General features: G+C 40.4%; 12 protein-coding genes and 1 pseudogene. 8 read left to right on the forward strand and 5 right to left on the reverse strand.

What is annotated here, in order from left to right:
• The first annotated feature begins 290 nt into the window (after positions 1–290).
• Positions 291–1,820 carry a DUF1538 domain-containing protein gene (locus tag IGI44_RS16115; protein WP_438788829.1) on the forward strand — a complete coding sequence of 510 codons (1,530 nt, stop codon included), beginning with the start codon at positions 291–293 and terminating at the stop codon, positions 1,818–1,820.
• Entirely contained in the window at positions 1,810–2,517 is a 708-nt protein-coding gene (locus IGI44_RS16120; RefSeq protein WP_438788830.1) for a transposase, read from the forward strand. The genes IGI44_RS16115 and IGI44_RS16120 overlap by 11 nt, the downstream gene beginning before the upstream one ends.
• 79 nt (positions 2,518–2,596) lie before the next feature.
• On the opposite strand, the gene IGI44_RS16125 is transcribed toward IGI44_RS16120, so the two are convergent.
• On the reverse strand, positions 2,597–3,064 hold the full coding sequence (locus IGI44_RS16125) for a Dps family protein (protein ID WP_438788831.1): 468 nt from the start codon (positions 3,062–3,064) through the stop codon (positions 2,597–2,599).
• Between the two features lie 240 nt (positions 3,065–3,304).
• Between IGI44_RS16125 and IGI44_RS16130 the strand changes: the two are divergent.
• Together IGI44_RS16130 and IGI44_RS16135 are read left to right on the forward strand one after the other, a co-directional pair.
• Positions 3,305–3,379: pseudogene (locus tag IGI44_RS16130) on the forward strand (hypothetical protein); the annotation flags it as partial.
• A 48-nt stretch (positions 3,380–3,427) separates the two neighbouring features.
• Positions 3,428–3,865 (forward strand): prepilin peptidase, encoded by a 438-nt coding sequence (locus IGI44_RS16135; RefSeq protein ID WP_438788832.1) that lies wholly within the window; start codon positions 3,428–3,430, stop codon positions 3,863–3,865.
• On the opposite strand, the gene msrA is transcribed toward IGI44_RS16135, so the two are convergent.
• The 4 genes from msrA to rpoB all read right to left on the reverse strand — a co-directional run bounded on the left by msrA (position 3,862) and on the right by rpoB (position 13,166).
• Positions 3,862–4,386 (reverse strand): peptide-methionine (S)-S-oxide reductase MsrA, encoded by a 525-nt coding sequence (gene msrA / locus IGI44_RS16140; protein ID WP_438788834.1) that lies wholly within the window; start codon positions 4,384–4,386, stop codon positions 3,862–3,864. The two genes, IGI44_RS16135 and msrA, sit on opposite strands and share 4 nt — an antisense overlap.
• Positions 4,387–4,512: 126 nt before the next feature.
• The gene (locus tag IGI44_RS16145) at positions 4,513–5,613 is read right to left on the reverse strand and encodes an LCP family glycopolymer transferase (RefSeq protein WP_438788835.1); all 1,101 of its coding nucleotides are present in this window, start codon (positions 5,611–5,613) and stop codon (positions 4,513–4,515) included.
• Positions 5,614–5,824: 211 nt separating this feature from the next.
• Entirely contained in the window at positions 5,825–9,478 is a 3,654-nt protein-coding gene (rpoC, locus tag IGI44_RS16150) for a DNA-directed RNA polymerase subunit beta' (RefSeq protein WP_438788836.1), read from the reverse strand.
• A gap of 73 nt (positions 9,479–9,551) precedes the next feature.
• Positions 9,552–13,166, reverse strand: a complete 3,615-nt coding sequence (gene rpoB / locus IGI44_RS16155) for a DNA-directed RNA polymerase subunit beta (protein ID WP_438788838.1) — start codon at positions 13,164–13,166, stop codon at positions 9,552–9,554.
• 707 nt (positions 13,167–13,873) lie between these two features.
• On the opposite strand from rpoB, the gene IGI44_RS16160 reads away from it, so the two are divergent.
• The 4 genes from IGI44_RS16160 (at position 13,874) to IGI44_RS16175 (ending at position 17,640) form a co-directional block, all read left to right on the forward strand.
• Positions 13,874–14,842 carry an ABC transporter substrate-binding protein gene (locus tag IGI44_RS16160; RefSeq protein ID WP_438788840.1) on the forward strand — a complete coding sequence of 323 codons (969 nt, stop codon included), beginning with the start codon at positions 13,874–13,876 and terminating at the stop codon, positions 14,840–14,842.
• A gap of 42 nt (positions 14,843–14,884) precedes the next feature.
• On the forward strand, positions 14,885–15,811 hold the full coding sequence (locus IGI44_RS16165; RefSeq protein WP_438789011.1) for an ABC transporter permease: 927 nt from the start codon (positions 14,885–14,887) through the stop codon (positions 15,809–15,811).
• Positions 15,786–16,589: an ABC transporter ATP-binding protein gene (locus IGI44_RS16170; RefSeq protein WP_438788841.1), complete on the forward strand. Its 804-nt coding sequence runs from the start codon at positions 15,786–15,788 to the stop codon at positions 16,587–16,589. The genes IGI44_RS16165 and IGI44_RS16170 overlap by 26 nt, the downstream gene beginning before the upstream one ends.
• A gap of 97 nt (positions 16,590–16,686) precedes the next feature.
• Positions 16,687–17,640, forward strand: a complete 954-nt coding sequence (locus IGI44_RS16175; protein WP_438788842.1) for a biotin--[acetyl-CoA-carboxylase] ligase — start codon at positions 16,687–16,689, stop codon at positions 17,638–17,640.
• The last annotated feature ends 32 nt before the right edge of the window (positions 17,641–17,672 follow it).

Consider the following 17,672-nt stretch of genomic DNA (forward strand, 5'->3'; position numbering starts at 1 on the left):
CGTTCAAATAAAGAATCATCGTTTCAGCATTATGAGTTTTCTTCATTCCACAAAAATTAAAATTTAGTCAATTTCATGTAAATTATTACATCTTTCTGAAAATCATGGTACGTTTATATAGTAGGTGCTAAAAGGGAAAATGAACCAGACTAGTTCCTATGCTTCAATAACATTACTTTTTTCACCCTTTAAAACACCTTCGGAGCAACTCCTTCTTACTTTACAATTAGTTCAAATTTAATCTACAAAATTATTCTTCCGCTTTGTAGAATTAGAAAAGATGTGAAACGATGAATCAAAAACTAAAAGAAAATATTTCAGAGTCCCTATCAGCAGTTATTCCGATTACATTGATCGTTTTAATAGTCAGTGTTGTCTTGGTTCCTATGGAAATCGGTACAATTGCTATGTTTCTTGTTGGCGCAGTCATGTTGATTATTGGAATGGGCTTTTTTCAGCTGGGAGCTGAAATGTCTATGACACCGCTGGGCGAAGGGATCGGAGTGCAGCTTTCAAAAAGTAAAAAAATAGGGATACTCGCTTTAGTAGTCTTCGTGATTGGAGCAATCATTACCATTGCCGAGCCTGATCTACAAGTTTTAGCTGATCAGATGCCCGCAATTCCAAGTAATTTATTAGTCTGGACTGTCGCTATCGGTGTCGGAATTTGTCTTACGATCGCTGTCCTACGAATATTATTTAAAATTAGTTTGTCTCGTATACTGATGGTGCTTTATTTTATTGTTGTCCTGCTATCTTTTCTAGCGCCAAACGATTTTGTTCCAGTCGCCTTTGATTCTGGCGGTGCTACCACAGGTCCGATCACAGTGCCATTTATTTTAGCTTTAGGGGTTGGGTTGGCATCCATAAGAAGTGATAAGGATGCATCTGACGACAGCTTCGGTTTAGTTGCCATTTCTAGTATTGGACCGATTCTGGCAGTATTGTTATTGGGGATTTTCTTTCGACCAACAAACACTTCTTACACACCAATCGAATTTGCTGATGTCATTACTACTCGAGACGTTATGAAGGAATTTATGCTGGAACTACCTCATTACGCTAAAGAAGTCCTGATTTCTATTTTACCGATAGCCGCGATGTTCTTCATCTTTCAAATAGTTAGCCGTCGCTACCATCGGAGGCAGTACATTCGAATCATCGTTGGACTTATTTATACATATTTAGGTCTTGTACTTTTTCTAACAGGCGTAAGTATTGGATTTGCTCCTGTAGGTAGTCTATTGGGTGGCGAACTTGCTGCCAGTAAGTTTAAATGGCTGCTTATCCCCATCGGAATGTTGATTGGTTATTTCATTGTAAAAGCAGAACCAGCTATTCAAGTTCTGAATCATCAAGTGGAAAATGTGACTAGCGATGCTATCTCTGCTTCTGCTATGAATCTCTGTCTTTCAATCGGTGTATCTGTCAGTGTCGGATTAGCAATGCTGAGATCCATTACGGGAATTAGTATTTATTGGATCATCATTCCCGGCTACCTTATCGCCTTGGCACTTACTCGATTTGTCCCAAAAATATTTATCGGAATCGCCTTTGACTCTGGCGGCGTGGCTAGTGGGCCGATGACCAGTACTTTCTTACTACCTCTCTGTATTGGAGTCAGTGAGGCTTTAGGAGGAAACATTATGGCAGATGCCTTTGGTGTTGTTGCTCTGGTTGCATTAACACCTTTGATCGCCGTTCAAATTATGGGTGTTGTTTATAAATGGAAATCTGCTAAATCTGCGCAATATGTAGATTTAGTTATAGAAGAGCTAAATGAAATTGAAGAGTGGGAGGATTCTGAGGATGATGCATAATAAGCCAGCAGTTCGAATGTTAGTATTAATTATCGGCCATAAAGATGTGAAAAAGGGTCTTACTATTTTGGAAGCTCATGGTTCTCCCGTTCAATACTTAACAATTGGCGAAGGAACAGCCACAAATGAGGTCATGGACGTTCTAGGTTTAGGTATCTCGGAAAAAGCCCTTCTCTTTTGTCCTGTTTTTAAAAAACACGTTCCTGATTTATTTGATGCGCTTAGTGAAGGCTTGTGCCTCCACAAGCCAAATAGGGGTTGTGCATTCACTTTTCCAATTTCTGGAGCAAGTTCTTATATCATGAAAATTTTAGACTCGGAAAAACTTGAAAAGGTTCAAAAACATGTTGAAAGAGAGGAACGACAGATGATTCACGAAGCAAATCACAGCTTATTGATGGTCACCATCAATCAAGGATTCAGCGAAGAGGTGATGGCAGCAGCGACACAAGCTGGGGCCGCCGGGGGGACGGTTGTCCATGCTCGTCGTCTAGATTCGCAGGAAACCATGAAGAAATGGGGCATCAGCATTCAGCCGGAAAAAGAAATGGTTTATATTTTGGTAGAAAAAGAGAAAAAGAAGACCATCATGAAAGCTATTGGGGAACAATGTGGATTGCTTAGTGAGGCTCAAGGGATCTTAATATCAATTCCTGTAGATGGTGTAATTGGTTTAAACACTGATCTGGCACACTAGTCAGCAAAAAAACTACTGGCAGTGTCTCATTGCTATAAAAAGGCACATATCATAATGATATGTGCCTTTTTCATATGAATTAAGCATCAATTTCTGGTGCTTTTCCTAAATGTGCTTGGATCATCCAAATACGTTTTTCAGTGGCTGTTTTGAATTCGATGAAGATATCTTGTGTTGGATCATCGCCTTCTTCGCCAGTTACTTCGATCCCCTTTTGATAAAGGTCAGCTAGGTAACGGTAGCCTTCAACAAGTGTCGTTAAACGTTCTTCCATCGTACGATCCCAACGTCCTACTTCATCAGGGATTTTTGTGTTATCTGCCATTTCCCGTAATGTTGAGAAAGGTGAACCATCTAACGTAATTAAGCGTTCTGAGATTTCGTCCAATTGATCGTTCACATCGTCCATGAAATCGTCCATCATTGGGTGTAATGTCAAGAAACCAGGGCCGCGCATGTACCAATGTGTTTGGTGAATGACCATGGACATTTGACTCAAGTCTGCAACTAATTGATTCAATACTTCTTTGGTTTTTTCAAATTTCATTCCTGTATACCTCCTAATTTTTACTCTAATAAAAGCATAATACAATTGTGATAAAAGTACAAAGAAAATGCTGGAAAAGTTCTCATTTTTCGTAACTTATTGTAAAAGGGGGTGAAACCGATCGAACATTTTATTTTTGGCACAATTATCGGCTCTTTTTTAGCTGTTGTTTGTTCCCGTATCCCTTGAAATGAATCGCTGCTTTATCCACCATCACACTGTGATCTCTGCAATCACAGACTGCGTCCCAGCGAAATGATCCCATTGTTCTCTGCTTTAAAACAGAGATTTTATTGCACCCACTGTCAGCAAAGGTTTTCTACGCGAAGCTTTTGGTTGGAATTATTCTGTGGAATTCTCTTTGTGATCTTTCTACAAGATTTCCGATGGATCGAGCTTTGGCAAGTCTTTTGGTTATTAAGTTCATTAGTATTAGCCGTGATCGACTGGGATTATCAAATTGTTGAAATGAGAATTTTTTGGGGAACAGGCGTCGTCTTATTGGTCAGTGGAACTTTTCTATTTCAGCCTTATTGGCATCAACCATTGATTGTTTGCGGGTTGTATTACTTTAGTCAAAAAATACTCCCAAACAGCTTAGGTTTGGGAGATCTCTGGATAATCGGGTTATGGAGTTTCTTTTTATCTGGATACGAACTATTAGAGGTTTTATTTATCGCTTCTCTCAGCGGTCTAGTGTTTTTCGGATATCTGAGCTGGCGTAAAAAAATCCCCGAACGTTTGCCGTTTCTACCGTTTCTGTTTATCGGTCTTTTATTCCTACTTCTAAAAAGCCGTTAAGCATTCCAATGTTGGCGAATAAACCCTTTACGTCCCGAACCTTCACTGTAGGCGTTGTAGTGTTCGGGATTTTTTCGATAGAAATCCTGATGATACTCTTCAGCCGGGTAAAAAGCCTGTGCTGGTTCAATCGACGTTACAATTGGCTCTTTGAAACGACCGCTAGTTTGCAACCGTTCCTTAGAAGCTTCTGCTACTTCCTTTTGTTCTGGAGTTGCATAAAAAATTACTGGACGGTAGGAATCCCCCCGATCAGCAAACTGACCAAAAGCATCTGTAGGATCTGTTTGCTGCCAATAAATTTCTACTAATTGCTGATATGAAATTACCGCTGGATCAAAAGTAATCTCAACAGCTTCTGTGTGCCCCGTTGTCCCACTGCAAACCTCTTCATATGTTGGATTCGGCACGTGACCGCCAGTATAACCAGAAACAACCTTCTTAATACCGGACATTTGGTCAAATGGTTTTACCATGCACCAAAAACAACCACCTGCAAAAATTGCTTTTTCTTCTGTCATGAAATACTCCCCCTTTTGGTTTCATCATAAACATTTCCGGAAAAAATGGAACGAATCTGCTCATTTCCTTAAAAAAAAGAGAATATCTCAAATGATAGAGACATTCTCATAAGTATTCTTTCATTTTTAATAGTTATCAGGATCAATCGGATAAATAATTTTCCCATAACCAGTATAGTCATAATGTGTACCCGCGCTAATCTTATCCACATCACTGTCATCAAAGAATAATTGATTGTCGTCCTCTTCATCAAGGTTCGGCAGTTTCTTCTTTGCAGGTAATCCTAGCTGCTTCTTCACAATATTTTGTTCTTCTAACAAATTATTCAGACCTAATATTTGGAAGTAGATACCACTGATCATCTCCCCTTGCCCCTCTAATTGTGTCTGCTTAATATTCTTCGCAGCAGGCGTATAATCCTTCGCAATCGTCAGCATTTCACTCCAGCTTAAATCAGTCCGTACATAATCCTCCACCGCACGCAAATATTTCTTATATTGTGTAACCGAATTGACCGAAAGAATCTTATGAACGATCTTTGATAAGATTTCCCGCTGACGAGCTTGTCTGCCCACGTCACCTTTTGGATCCTCATGACGCATCCGCACATACTCTAATGCATGTCTGCCATCTAGAACTTGCTTGCCTTTTTTTACATGGACACCGTCCAAAGTAAAATCGATCTTGTTGTCGACCTCGATCCCGCCAACAGCATCAACTAATGTCTTCAGACCCTTCATATTAATCTCAACATAATAATCAACAGGAACATCCAGCATTTCTTGAACGCTTTCAATCGCCATCTTAGTTCCACCTAAAGAATATGCTGCATTTAATTTATCATAATAGGTATCGCCTTGTGCAACATAATTGTTCTCGTCACCTTTATACCCAACAATCTGGGTGTAAATGTCTCGATCCAAACTTGTCATCAGCGTTTGCTTTTTCTTAGGATTGATAGTGACGAGCATCATTGAATCCGAGCGTCCTTGATAACTCCGTCCTTTGTCTCCGGTGTCCGTCCCCATTAATAAAATCGAGAAAGGTTCTCCGCTTTTTAAATCGACCGTAGTCGAACGTGTGCTTTTATAGTTAACTTTCTTTGTCATTTTACTGATTGCTTGATCAACATCGTTATTAACTTTCAATAGATAGACAGTGATACCTCCAACAAGTAACACGATAATTCCCACGACAATCAAGATGATTTTCTTCGTTCTGCTCATATGGCACCTCAAAATTTTATATACCTGTAGTCTTTGTCATTTTCTCATAAAACGTCTTTTGACAACAGTCTTTGTTTAGCGCTCTAAACGAAATTTAACATCTAAATATTTCGTCAGATACTTTCTTATAATAGCGCGAAAACAAAAAGACCACAAGATTCTTTTAAATCTTGTGGTCTTTAGTAGCTACTCTAAATAGACTAGCTTCTTATTAACTTAATGGATTGTTCAAAGCGTCTTCGGCAGCCATTTGTGCTTCAATATCAGAGATACTGTAAACATTTTCGCTAGCCACAACAACTTCTTTTGGTTCCATGTTACGGTAAGTTGACATACCTGTACCAGCAGGAATGATCTTACCGATGATAACATTTTCCTTCAATCCAAGTAATGGGTCTTTCTTACCGCGGATTGCAGCATCCGTCAAGACACGAGTTGTTTCTTGGAATGATGCAGCAGATAAGAAGCTGTTTGTTTCTAATGAAGCTTTGGTAATACCAAGCAAGACTGGACGAGATGTCGCAGGTGTGCCACCAGCAACCAACGTATTGTAGTTTTGATCTTTAAAGTCAGCAATATCAAGCAATGTCCCTGGCAAGATATCCGTGTCACCTGGGTCCATAACGCGGACTTTACGTAACATTTGACGAACCATTACTTCAATATGTTTGTCACCAATTTCTACCCCTTGCATCCGGTAAACACGTTGAACTTCACGTAACAAGTATGTTTCAACAGAGATTACATCGCGGACTTGCAACAAGTGTTTAGGATCAATTGAACCTTCTGTTAATTGAGCACCACGATGAACCATATCCCCTTCAGCGACTTTCATGCGAGCTGTATAAGGAACGGTGTAGGTACGAGTATCCGTTTCACCTTTGACGGTAACTTCCTTCGTACGAGTTGCAGCATCTTCAGCAATCTCAACAACTTCACCAGTAACTTCAGTAATGACAGCCAAACCTTTAGGATTACGTGCTTCAAAGATTTCTTGGACACGAGGAAGACCTTGTGTAATATCGTCTCCGGCAACCCCACCGGTATGGAATGTACGCATGGTTAACTGAGTACCAGGTTCACCGATTGATTGGGCAGCAATGGTACCAACTGCTTCACCAACTTCAACGTCATCGCCAGTTGCCAAGTTACGGCCGTAACAATGTTTACATACACCATGTTTAGTATTACATGTAAAGACGGAACGAATCGTTAATTTCTCAACACCAGCATCAATGAGACGTTTCGCATCTGCTTCACTGATTAGCGCGTCAGCAGGCAATAGAACCTCACCTGTTTCAGGATGCATCACGGATTTTTGCGTATAACGTCCAACTAGACGTTCTTCTAATGATTCGATGATTTCATTACCTTCACGAATCGCAGAGATTTCTAGACCGCGGTCAGTACCACAATCTTCTTCACGTACGATCACATCTTGGGCAACGTCAACCAAACGACGAGTTAAGTAACCTGAATCGGCTGTCTTCAAGGCCGTATCGGTCATCCCTTTACGAGCCCCGTGAGTCGAGATAAACATTTCCAAGACAGATAGACCTTCACGGAAATTCGAGATGATCGGCAATTCCATGATTTGTCCGTTTGGAGCGGCCATCAGTCCACGCATACCAGCAAGCTGAGTAAAGTTGGAGATGTTACCACGGGCTCCAGAATCAGACATCATGAAGATTGGATTCTTCGCATCTAAGGATTCCATTAGTCGTTGTTGGATTTCATCTTTGGCTGCATTCCAAACTGCAATAACACGTTCATAACGTTCATCGTCAGTGATCAAACCACGTCGGAATTGTTTCGTAATCGTGCTAACTTGTTTGTGAGCGTTGTCGATGATTTCTTGTTTTTCTGCTAGCGCCATGATATCAGCGATACCAACAGTCATACCAGCATGTGTAGAATGTTTGTATCCTAAGTCTTTCATACGGTCAAGCATCATTGATGTATCAGTGACTTTGAAACGCTTGAAGACTTCAGCGATGATATTACCAAGATTTTTCTTCTTGAATGGCAAGATGATTTCTTGTTCTTTGATCGCTGCAGGAATATCTGCACCTTTTTCAACAAAGTATTTATCAGGTGTGTATTGTGTCAAGTTGAAATCAGTTGGTTCGTTCAAGTAAGGGAACTCTTGCGGCATGATCTCGTTGAAAATAATTTTCCCAACAGTCGTGATCAGCATGCGTTCTTTTTGTTCTTCAGTAAATGGTTTATCACCTAATGTATTAGGATCAACAGCCACACGTGAATGCAAGTGAACATAGCCATTACGCCATGCTAAAACAGCTTCATTCATGTCACGGAAGATCATTCCTTCACCTTCACGGCCTTCTTCTTCCATTGTTAGGTAGTAGTTACCTAGGACCATATCTTGAGATGGTGTAACAACCGGTTTGCCATCTTTAGGGTTCAAGATATGAGTAGCAGCAAGCATCAGCATACGAGCTTCAGCCTGTGCTTCTTCTCCTAGAGGTAAATGGACGGCCATTTGGTCCCCATCAAAATCGGCATTGTAGGCTTCACACACTAGTGGGTGAAGACGGATGGCACGACCTTCAACTAAGATTGGTTCAAATGCTTGGATACCTAATCTGTGAAGCGTAGGTGCTCGGTTAAGTAAAACAGGGTGTTCTTTAATAACTTCTTCTAAGACATCCCATACAACATCTTCTTGACGTTCAATTTTACGTTTTGCATTTTTGATGTTTGACGCAATCTCACGTTGAACTAATTCTTTCATTACAAAAGGTTTGAACAATTCGATTGCCATTTCTTTTGGCAATCCACATTGATACATCTTCAAGAACGGTCCAACAACAATAACTGAACGGGCAGAGTAATCCACACGTTTACCCAGCAAGTTTTGACGGAAACGACCTTGTTTCCCCTTCAACATGTGAGACAAAGATTTCAATGGACGGTTACCTGGTCCAGTAACTGGACGGCCACGACGACCATTATCAATCAACGCATCTACCGCTTCTTGCAGCATCCGTTTTTCATTTTGAACGATGATATTTGGTGCATTCAAGTCTAACAAACGTTTCAAACGATTATTACGGTTGATTACACGACGATACAAATCATTCAAGTCAGAAGTCGCAAAACGACCACCTTCTAATTGAACCATCGGACGTAGATCTGGCGGAATAACAGGAATAACATTCATAACCATCCAACCAGGAAGGTTACCCGAAGAACGGAACGCTTCTAAAACATCTAAACGACGAATGGCACGAGTACGTTTTTGACCTTGAGCTGTTTTTAATTCTTCTTTTAATTCTGCTGACTCACCATCTAAATCCACTTGATCTAATAATTGTTTAATCGCTTCAGCACCCATTGCTGCATGGAATTCTTGACCATATTGATCACGTTTTTCACGATATTCACGTTCCGTCAATAATTGTTTTTTCTCTAGGCTCGTATTACCTGGATCGATTACGACATAAGATGCAAAGTAGATAATTTCTTCCAACGCACGTGGACTCATGTCTAACACAAGCCCCATCCGTGAAGGAATTCCTTTGAAATACCAGATATGTGTTACAGGTGCTGCTAATTCGATGTGACCCATCCGTTCACGACGAACTTTCGAACGCGTAACTTCAACCCCACAACGATCGCAAACAATCCCTTTATAACGGATTCGTTTGTATTTTCCACAGGCACATTCCCAGTCTTTGGTTGGCCCAAAAATTCTTTCATCGAATAGCCCTTCGCGTTCAGGTTTCAATGTACGGTAGTTAATGGTTTCCGGTTTCTTTACTTCACCGTAAGACCAGCTTCTGATTTTTTCAGGAGAAGCCAAACCTATTTGCATACTTTCGAATTTATTTACATCGATCAAAAGGGTTTCCCTCCATTTCATTTTATCGTAAGTCAGCTAGGGATAGCTGACTTACATATGGCAAGTGCGACTCTTATAAGTCTTCAGCAGTTTCGATTTCTTGGATTAAATCTGATTTTTGTTCGGCTTTTTCAGCAGCTGCTTGTTCTTCGACTTGTTTTGCAGATTGTTGTTGCTCTGCATATTTTGTCAACGCGTCAACTGTGATCAAGTCATCATCATCATCATCCATATCTCGCAACTCGATTTCCTTGTCATTGATATCTAAGACTTGCATATCTAGACCAAGAGCTTGCAATTCTTTCACTAATACACGGAAAGATTCAGGCACTCCTGGTTTCGGAATAGGTTCACCTTTGACGATAGCTTCGTAAGTTTTCACACGACCAACTACATCATCTGATTTGTAAGTCAAGATTTCTTGTAACGTATAGGCGGCACCGTATGCTTCCAGTGCCCAAACTTCCATTTCCCCGAAACGTTGTCCACCAAATTGAGCTTTACCACCCAATGGTTGTTGCGTAACAAGAGAGTAAGGTCCGATTGAACGAGCATGCAATTTATCATCAACCATGTGGGCCAATTTAATCATATACATTACTCCAACGGAAATACGGTTATCAAATGGTTCCCCAGTACGTCCGTCATAAAGGACTGTCTTCGCGTCTGCCGCCATTCGAGATTCACGTACTGTTTCCCAAACATCGCTATCTTGCGCACCATCGAATACTGGTGTCGCAACATGGATGCCTAATTGACGAGCAGCCATCCCTAAGTGTAGTTCCAATACTTGTCCGATATTCATACGAGATGGTACCCCTAGTGGATTCAGCATGACATCTACTGGCGTGCCGTCTGGCAAGTATGGCATGTCTTCTTCAGGCATGATACGAGATACGACCCCTTTATTTCCGTGACGACCGGCCATTTTATCTCCTTCATGAATCTTACGTTTTTGCACGATGTAGACGCGCACTAACATATTTACACCTGGAGATAATTCATCGCCTGCTTCTCGGGTAAAGATCTTCACATCATGAACGATTCCGCCGCCGCCGTGAGGCACACGTAGAGACGTATCACGAACTTCACGAGCTTTTTCACCAAAGATCGCATGCAATAAGCGTTCTTCTGCTGATAATTCTGTTACCCCTTTAGGAGTGACTTTACCAACTAATAGATCCCCATCATGAACCTCAGCACCGATGCGGATGATCCCCATTTCGTCTAGGTTCTTCAATGCGTCCTCCCCAACGTTAGGGATTTCGCGGGTGATTTCTTCAGGTCCTAATTTTGTATCACGGGCTTCTGATTCATATTCTTCAATGTGAATCGACGTATACACATCATCTTTCACTAATCGACGACTCATGATGATGGCATCTTCATAGTTGTACCCTTCCCAAGTCATGAAGGCTACGACAACGTTTTGCCCTAATGCCAATTCGCCGTTTTCCATAGAAGGTCCGTCAGCTAAAATATCGCCGACTTCTACTTGTTCACCTAGTCCAACTAATGGACGTTGGTTATAACTTGTTCCTGAGTTTGAACGACGGAATTTTGTGATGTCATATTTATCTAGTGCACCATTGTCGCGACGTACACGCACTTCATGGGCATCTACGAATTCAACAACACCATCGTTTTTACATAATAAAGCGGCACCTGAGTCATGGGCAGCTTTGTATTCCATACCAGTACCAACCCAAGGAGACTTAGGATTGATCAAAGGCACGGCTTGACGCTGCATGTTTGCTCCCATCAAGGCACGGTTGGAGTCATCGTTTTCCAAGAATGGGATACAAGCAGTTGCGACTGCGACAACCTGTTTTGGTGACACGTCCATGTAGTCAACTTTATCAATCGTAACTTCCAAGTTTTCTGATGTAGCACGAGCCATAACGACTTCCTCAGCAAATGTACCATCATCGTTCAGCTTGCTATTTGCTTGGGCTACTACGTAATGGTCCTCGATATCGGCTGTTAAGTAATCAATTTTATCCGTTACTTTACCAGTTGAACGGTCCACACGACGATAAGGTGTTTCGATGAAACCAAACTTATTAACCTTCGCATAAGAGGCCAAGCTGTTGATCAACCCGATGTTTGGACCTTCGGGCGTTTCAATCGGACACATACGACCATAGTGAGAATAGTGAACGTCTCGGACTTCATAACCGGCACGATCACGAGTCAAACCACCAGGTCCTAAGGCAGATAGACGACGTTTGTGGGTCAATTCACCTAATGGGTTTGTTTGGTCCATAAACTGTGACAATTGAGAAGAACCAAAGAATTCTTTGATACTTGCAACAACTGGACGAATATTGATCAATTGCTGCGGTGTCAATGTTTCTTGGTCTTGAATTGACATACGTTCACGAACAACACGTTCCATCCGAGCTAAACCAATACGGAATTGATTTTGCAATAATTCACCGACTGAACGAATACGACGATTTCCTAAATGGTCAATATCATCGACATTGCCAATGCCTTCCATCAAGTTCAAGAAGTAGCTCATTGAAGCAATGATGTCAGCAGGACGTACCGTACGTACAGAAGAATCAGGATATGCATTCCCAATCACAGTGACTTCACGTTCTGGATCTTTTGGTGAGAAGACTTTGATAACTTGAACAGTCATCGGATCTGTCACAACTGCATCCTCAGAAGGATAGTAAGTAACTGAATTTAAGCCGCCTTCAAGCTTTGGTCCTAATTCTTCCATCACTTGGTGAGTAAGAACAGTCCCTTTTTCAACAATGATCTCACCTGTTTCAGCATCAACTAAAGTTTCAGCTAAAGTCAGATTCAATAAACGTGTTTTAAGGTCTAATTTTTTATTTACTTTGTAACGACCAACATTTGCAAGGTCGTAGCGTTTTGGATCGAAGAAACGAGCAGTTAACAAGCTACGAGAGCTATCTGCTGTTTTTGGTTCGCCTGGACGTAAACGTTCGTAAACGTCTTTTAACCCTTCTTCGGTACGAGAATCACTTGGGTTTTTGTGCAAATCTTTTTCAATGGTATTGCGCAAAGATTCGCTTTCACCAAAGATTTCAAAGATCGTATCATCAGAACCAAATCCCAAAGCACGAACTAGTGTCGTTAAAGGAATTTTACGTGTACGGTCGATCCGGACATAAGAAATGTCTTTTGCGTCTGTTTCCATTTCTAACCAAGCACCACGGTTAGGGATAACTGTTGAACCAAATCCTTCTTTTCCGTTTTTATCCACTTTTCCGTGGAAATAAACGCCAGGAGAACGAACCAATTGGGATACGATAACCCGCTCAGCTCCGTTAATGATAAAAGTTCCTTGTTCTGTCATTAATGGGAAATCTCCAAAAAATACTTCTTGGGATTTAATTTCACCGGTTTCACGATTTACTAAGCGTAGTACAACATGTAATGGTGCAGAATAGTTTGCATCGTGTGAACGAGCTTCTGCAACGGTGTATTTAGGTTCTTTCAATTCATAGTCAACAAATTCAAGTGACAAGTTTCCATTAAAATCTTCAATTGGCAAAATGTCTTCAAACATTTCTCGCAAGCCCTCATCTAAGAACCATTGATAAGAATCTGTTTGAATTTCGATCAAATTCGGTAATTCCAACACTTCACTGATTCGTGCGAAGCTTCTACGTTCTCGGTGTTTCCCGTATTTTACTACGTGTCCAGCCAAGTTCTTCACCCCTCTTAAAAGTTTGAAAACCGATCCGAAGATAATTTACAATAATATTACAAAAATTAAATTACTGTAACACGCGACATTTTTTGCGGCTTTTAGGCAAAAAAAAACCAAAAATAGAACGTTCTCTTGAAAATATTCGCGAGCTTCTACTTTTGTTTCCCTTATTAAAAACCGGAACGGACAATATTTCGTTCCTGCCTTTTATCATTTCAGATAGTTTTAGCAAACTCATATGATACATGAGACGAGCATAAAAGTCAATAGCCTCAAGGTTTTAAATGGCGTTCCTCAAGATTTTCTTAAAACTTTCAGCAAACACCAATTGATTCAATTAGATTTACATTTTTGAATATTCAGAATATTCGACAATTTATTATTGACATCTCATTTTTCTTAACGTATACTAATCTACATCTTAATCAAGTTGGAGGTTTTTCTTATGTCAAACAAAAAAAACTCACAACTAAATATCCGCTATTACTTTAGCTATTTTAGATAGGTTTGTATTCATCAAGATGGATACAAACAACTTGAGTGTTTTTTGTATCTATGATGGCTAGAGCATTTCGATGTACCACCGGCCGCATAGAGAAATCTAAGTGGTTGAAGGAGCATACTATTTTTGTATTCGTATCACCCACTTAGAGTTTCGATACTTCTAAGCGGGTGATTTTTTATTTAAAAAAGGAGAGAAAATAATGAAAAAAACAGTATTAGCAGGAATTGGATTGGTAAGTTTATTGATGTTAGGTGCTTGTGGCGGCGGAAACGATGCTGATGGCAATGACAGTACAAAAACAGTGGGCGTCTTACAACTAGTTCAACACCCTTCATTAGACAACGCCTATGAAGGATTTAAAGAAGGATTAGAAGAAGGCGGCTATAAAGAAGACGACAATCTAAAAATTGAATATCAAAACGCGCAAAATAATCAAGACAACCTAAAAAGTATGAGTGAAAAATTGGTTAAGGATGAACCCGATTTATTACTAGGAATTGCGACCCCAGCTGCTCAATCATTATTGAACGCTACGACAGATATTCCGATTACAGTTACTGCCGTTACTGATTTAGAAGAGGCGAAACTAGTTAAAAGTGATAAAAAACCTGGTGGAAATGTAACAGGAACCACGGATATGGTGCCAATCGATAAACAAATCGACCTTCTACTATCAATTGTCCCTGATGCAAAATCAATCGGAATCATGTACAACGCAGGGGAAGCAAATTCAAAAATCCAAGCTGATTTGGCAGAAAAAGCTCTAAAAAAGGCTGGCGTTGAAGTCAAAGTCAAGACAGCAAACACGACAAATGACGTTCAACAAGTTACTGAATCGTTAGCTGGTGAAACAGATGGAATCTATGTTCCAACGGACAATACCTTTGCAAGTGCTGCTGCTGTTATTGGAGATGTCGTAAAAGAAAAGAAAATTCCATTAGTTGCTGGTTCAACTGAACAGATTGACGGTGGTGGTTTAGCAACTGTAGGAATTGATTACAAATCACTTGGCAAACAAACTGGAAAAATGGCTGCAAAAATCTTAGACGGTGACGCAAAACCAGAAGATACTCCCGTAGAATCTGCGGATACACTTAAATTAGTGGTTAATAAAGAGATGGCCGAAGCTTTAGGAATTGATCCAGACAGCATTAAGGAACCAAAATAAAGAGAAAAAGTTAAGACAAGCTCCACAAAGAAAGAAGGAAGAATCATGAATGTTATCTCTCTGTTATTATCAGCGACGTCACAAGGTGTGCTCTGGTCATTATTGGCGATCGGAGTTTACATGACTTTTCGAATTTTAGATATAGCCGATTTGACCGCCGAGGGAAGTTTTCCTCTTGGCGGTGGGATTGCTGCGATTGGAATCGTTAGCGGAATGCATCCCGCATTGGCCACTATATTGGCCTTTGGCGGAGGTGCATTAGCGGGATTAGTCACAGGAATCTTAAATACTAAATTTAAAATCCCAGCTTTACTTGCGGGAATCATTACAATGACTGGCTTATATTCTGTTACTTCACGTGTAATGGGGGCTCCGAATATTGCCTTGCTGGGAGAAAATACTGTGTTTACTGCTGCCCAAGACATGGGACTGAATAAAAATAATGCAGTTATTTTAGTTGGTTTTCTAATCGTGTTATTGGTCATTTTACTGTTGGTTTTATTTTTCCGAACAGAAATTGGGTTGGCTGTTCGAGCAACAGGGGACAATCCAGACATGAGTGAAGCTAACGGAATCAAAACTGAAAACATGAAATTATTAGGATACATGATATCAAACGGCAGTATCGCTCTTTCAGGAGCTTTGTTGGCACAAAATAACGGCTTTGCTGATTTAAACTCGGGCGTTGGAACAATCGTTATCGGATTAGCTTCCATTATTATTGCCGAAGTTCTGCTCCATAATAAACCGATCCTTATCCGATTGATCACGATTGTTGCTGGAGCAATTATTTACCGCTTCATCTTGGCTTTAGTTTTCGAAATGAATGTCGAGCCGACAGACTCTAAATTAGCCTCAGCAATCGTTTTAGTGATCTGTTTATCATTACCGCAAATTCGTTCAAAATTTACCTTCAAATCCAAAAAGAAAGGGGCAGAGGTCAATGCAACCAGTATTAAGAATCAATAATCTACATCAATATTTCGAGCGTGGAACAGTTAATGAAAATCATGTATTGCGTGGCATCAATTTAAGCTTAGCCCCTGGTGAATTTGTTACAATTATCGGTGGGAATGGTGCCGGCAAGTCTACCTTGCTAAATAGTGTTGCTGGTACATTGCCGATTGAAGAAGGCCAAGTGTTTTTGAATGAAGAAGACATCACTAAGCATTCTGTTACACGTCGCTCGAAAAAAATCAGTCGTGTGTTCCAAGATCCCAAAATGGGCACCGCAGTTCGTTTGTCAGTAGAAGAAAATTTAGCCTTAGCTATGAAACGCGGACACAAACGTGGTTTCTCATTAGGTGTAAAAAGTAAAGATCGTAGTTATTTTCAAGAGCAATTAGCGATGTTGAACCTGAATTTAGAAAATCGACTAGATGCTGAAATCGGTTTGTTGTCTGGCGGACAACGTCAAGCTATCACATTATTGATGGCAACCCTACAGCGTCCTGATCTAATTTTATTAGATGAACATACAGCAGCGCTTGACCCAAAGACCTCCTTGACTGTAATGGAGCTGACAGAGCGCTTAATTCGTGAACAAGAATTAACTGCCTTTATGGTAACGCACAATATGGAAGATGCGATTCAATATGGGAATCGTTTGATTATGCTTCATCAAGGCCAAATTGCTTTGGACTTGAAACAAGAGGAAAAACAAAACTTGACTGTACCGAAATTGATGGAGCTCTTCCATCAAAATTCAGGTGTCGAACTAAAAGACGATGCGCTATTACTAAGTTGATAATTGATTGCTTCATTCCTTCTTTCTTGACAGGCTACTTTTATGTAGCCTGTTTTTTTGTTACACTGAGCCCAGAATAGAAATTAAGGAGGTAAAAATGTCGACGAAGGAGAAGATTCTAGCACGTTTGAAGGCAAACGAAGACGTTTTATCTGGTGAAGCTTTAGCACAAGAATTAGGTGTATCGCGTACCGCGATTTGGAAAGCAATCAAAGAACTAGAAAAAAAAGGATATCAGATTCAACATACAGCTACCGGGTATCGCTACCAACCTTCTGATATTTTAGATGCAAAAGAAATACAAGCAGGCGTTCAGCAAGCAATTGATATCTCTGTCCAAGAGACCTCTACCTCAACAATGAAGGATGCACAGCTAGCTGTAATGGACGGTAAAAAGTCACCTTTATTGATCGTAGCAGATATGCAGGAAGCACCAAGAGGACGTTTCAATCGACCATTTTTTGCAGCGAAACAGCAAGGTATCTATATGAGCATGCTATTGGAGCCCAAAGAACAATTACAGGAACTGCCGCAATATACAATCTTAATGGCCGTCGCTGTCGCAGAAGCTATCGATGAGTTGTTGGGTGTTGATACACAAATAAAATGGGTTAATGACATTTATTTGAATCAAAAGAAAATTGTAGGTATTTTATCAGAAGCTATGACTGATATTGAAACCAACTCCCTAAAATATGTAATTATTGGGATGGGGATCAATTTCTCTATTCCTCAGGAAAACTACCCAGAGGAGCTGCAAGAAAAAGCGACCTCCTTGTTTCCTGATGGCAAGGCGACCATCACACGAAATCAATTGATCATTAATATTTGGAATCGTTTCTTTGATCTATTAACAGATCAAACAACGTATCTTGGGACTTATCGAAAAAAGTCATTCGTATTAGGAAAAAAAGTCACTTTTAAACGAAAAGACCACACCTATGTAGGAACTGCCGCCGCAATCACCGATACTGGTGAGCTAGTAGTCGATTTAGGTGAGGAGAAAATGATTCTTTCCTCTGGCGAAATCAGCTTAAGCTCGATCCAATAAAAAGACTGTAGACAAAACCCATCTGAGGAGCT

It is taken from the genome of Enterococcus sp. DIV0756, from assembly GCF_051710745.1.
GTDB lineage: Bacteria > Bacillota > Bacilli > Lactobacillales > Enterococcaceae > Enterococcus_A.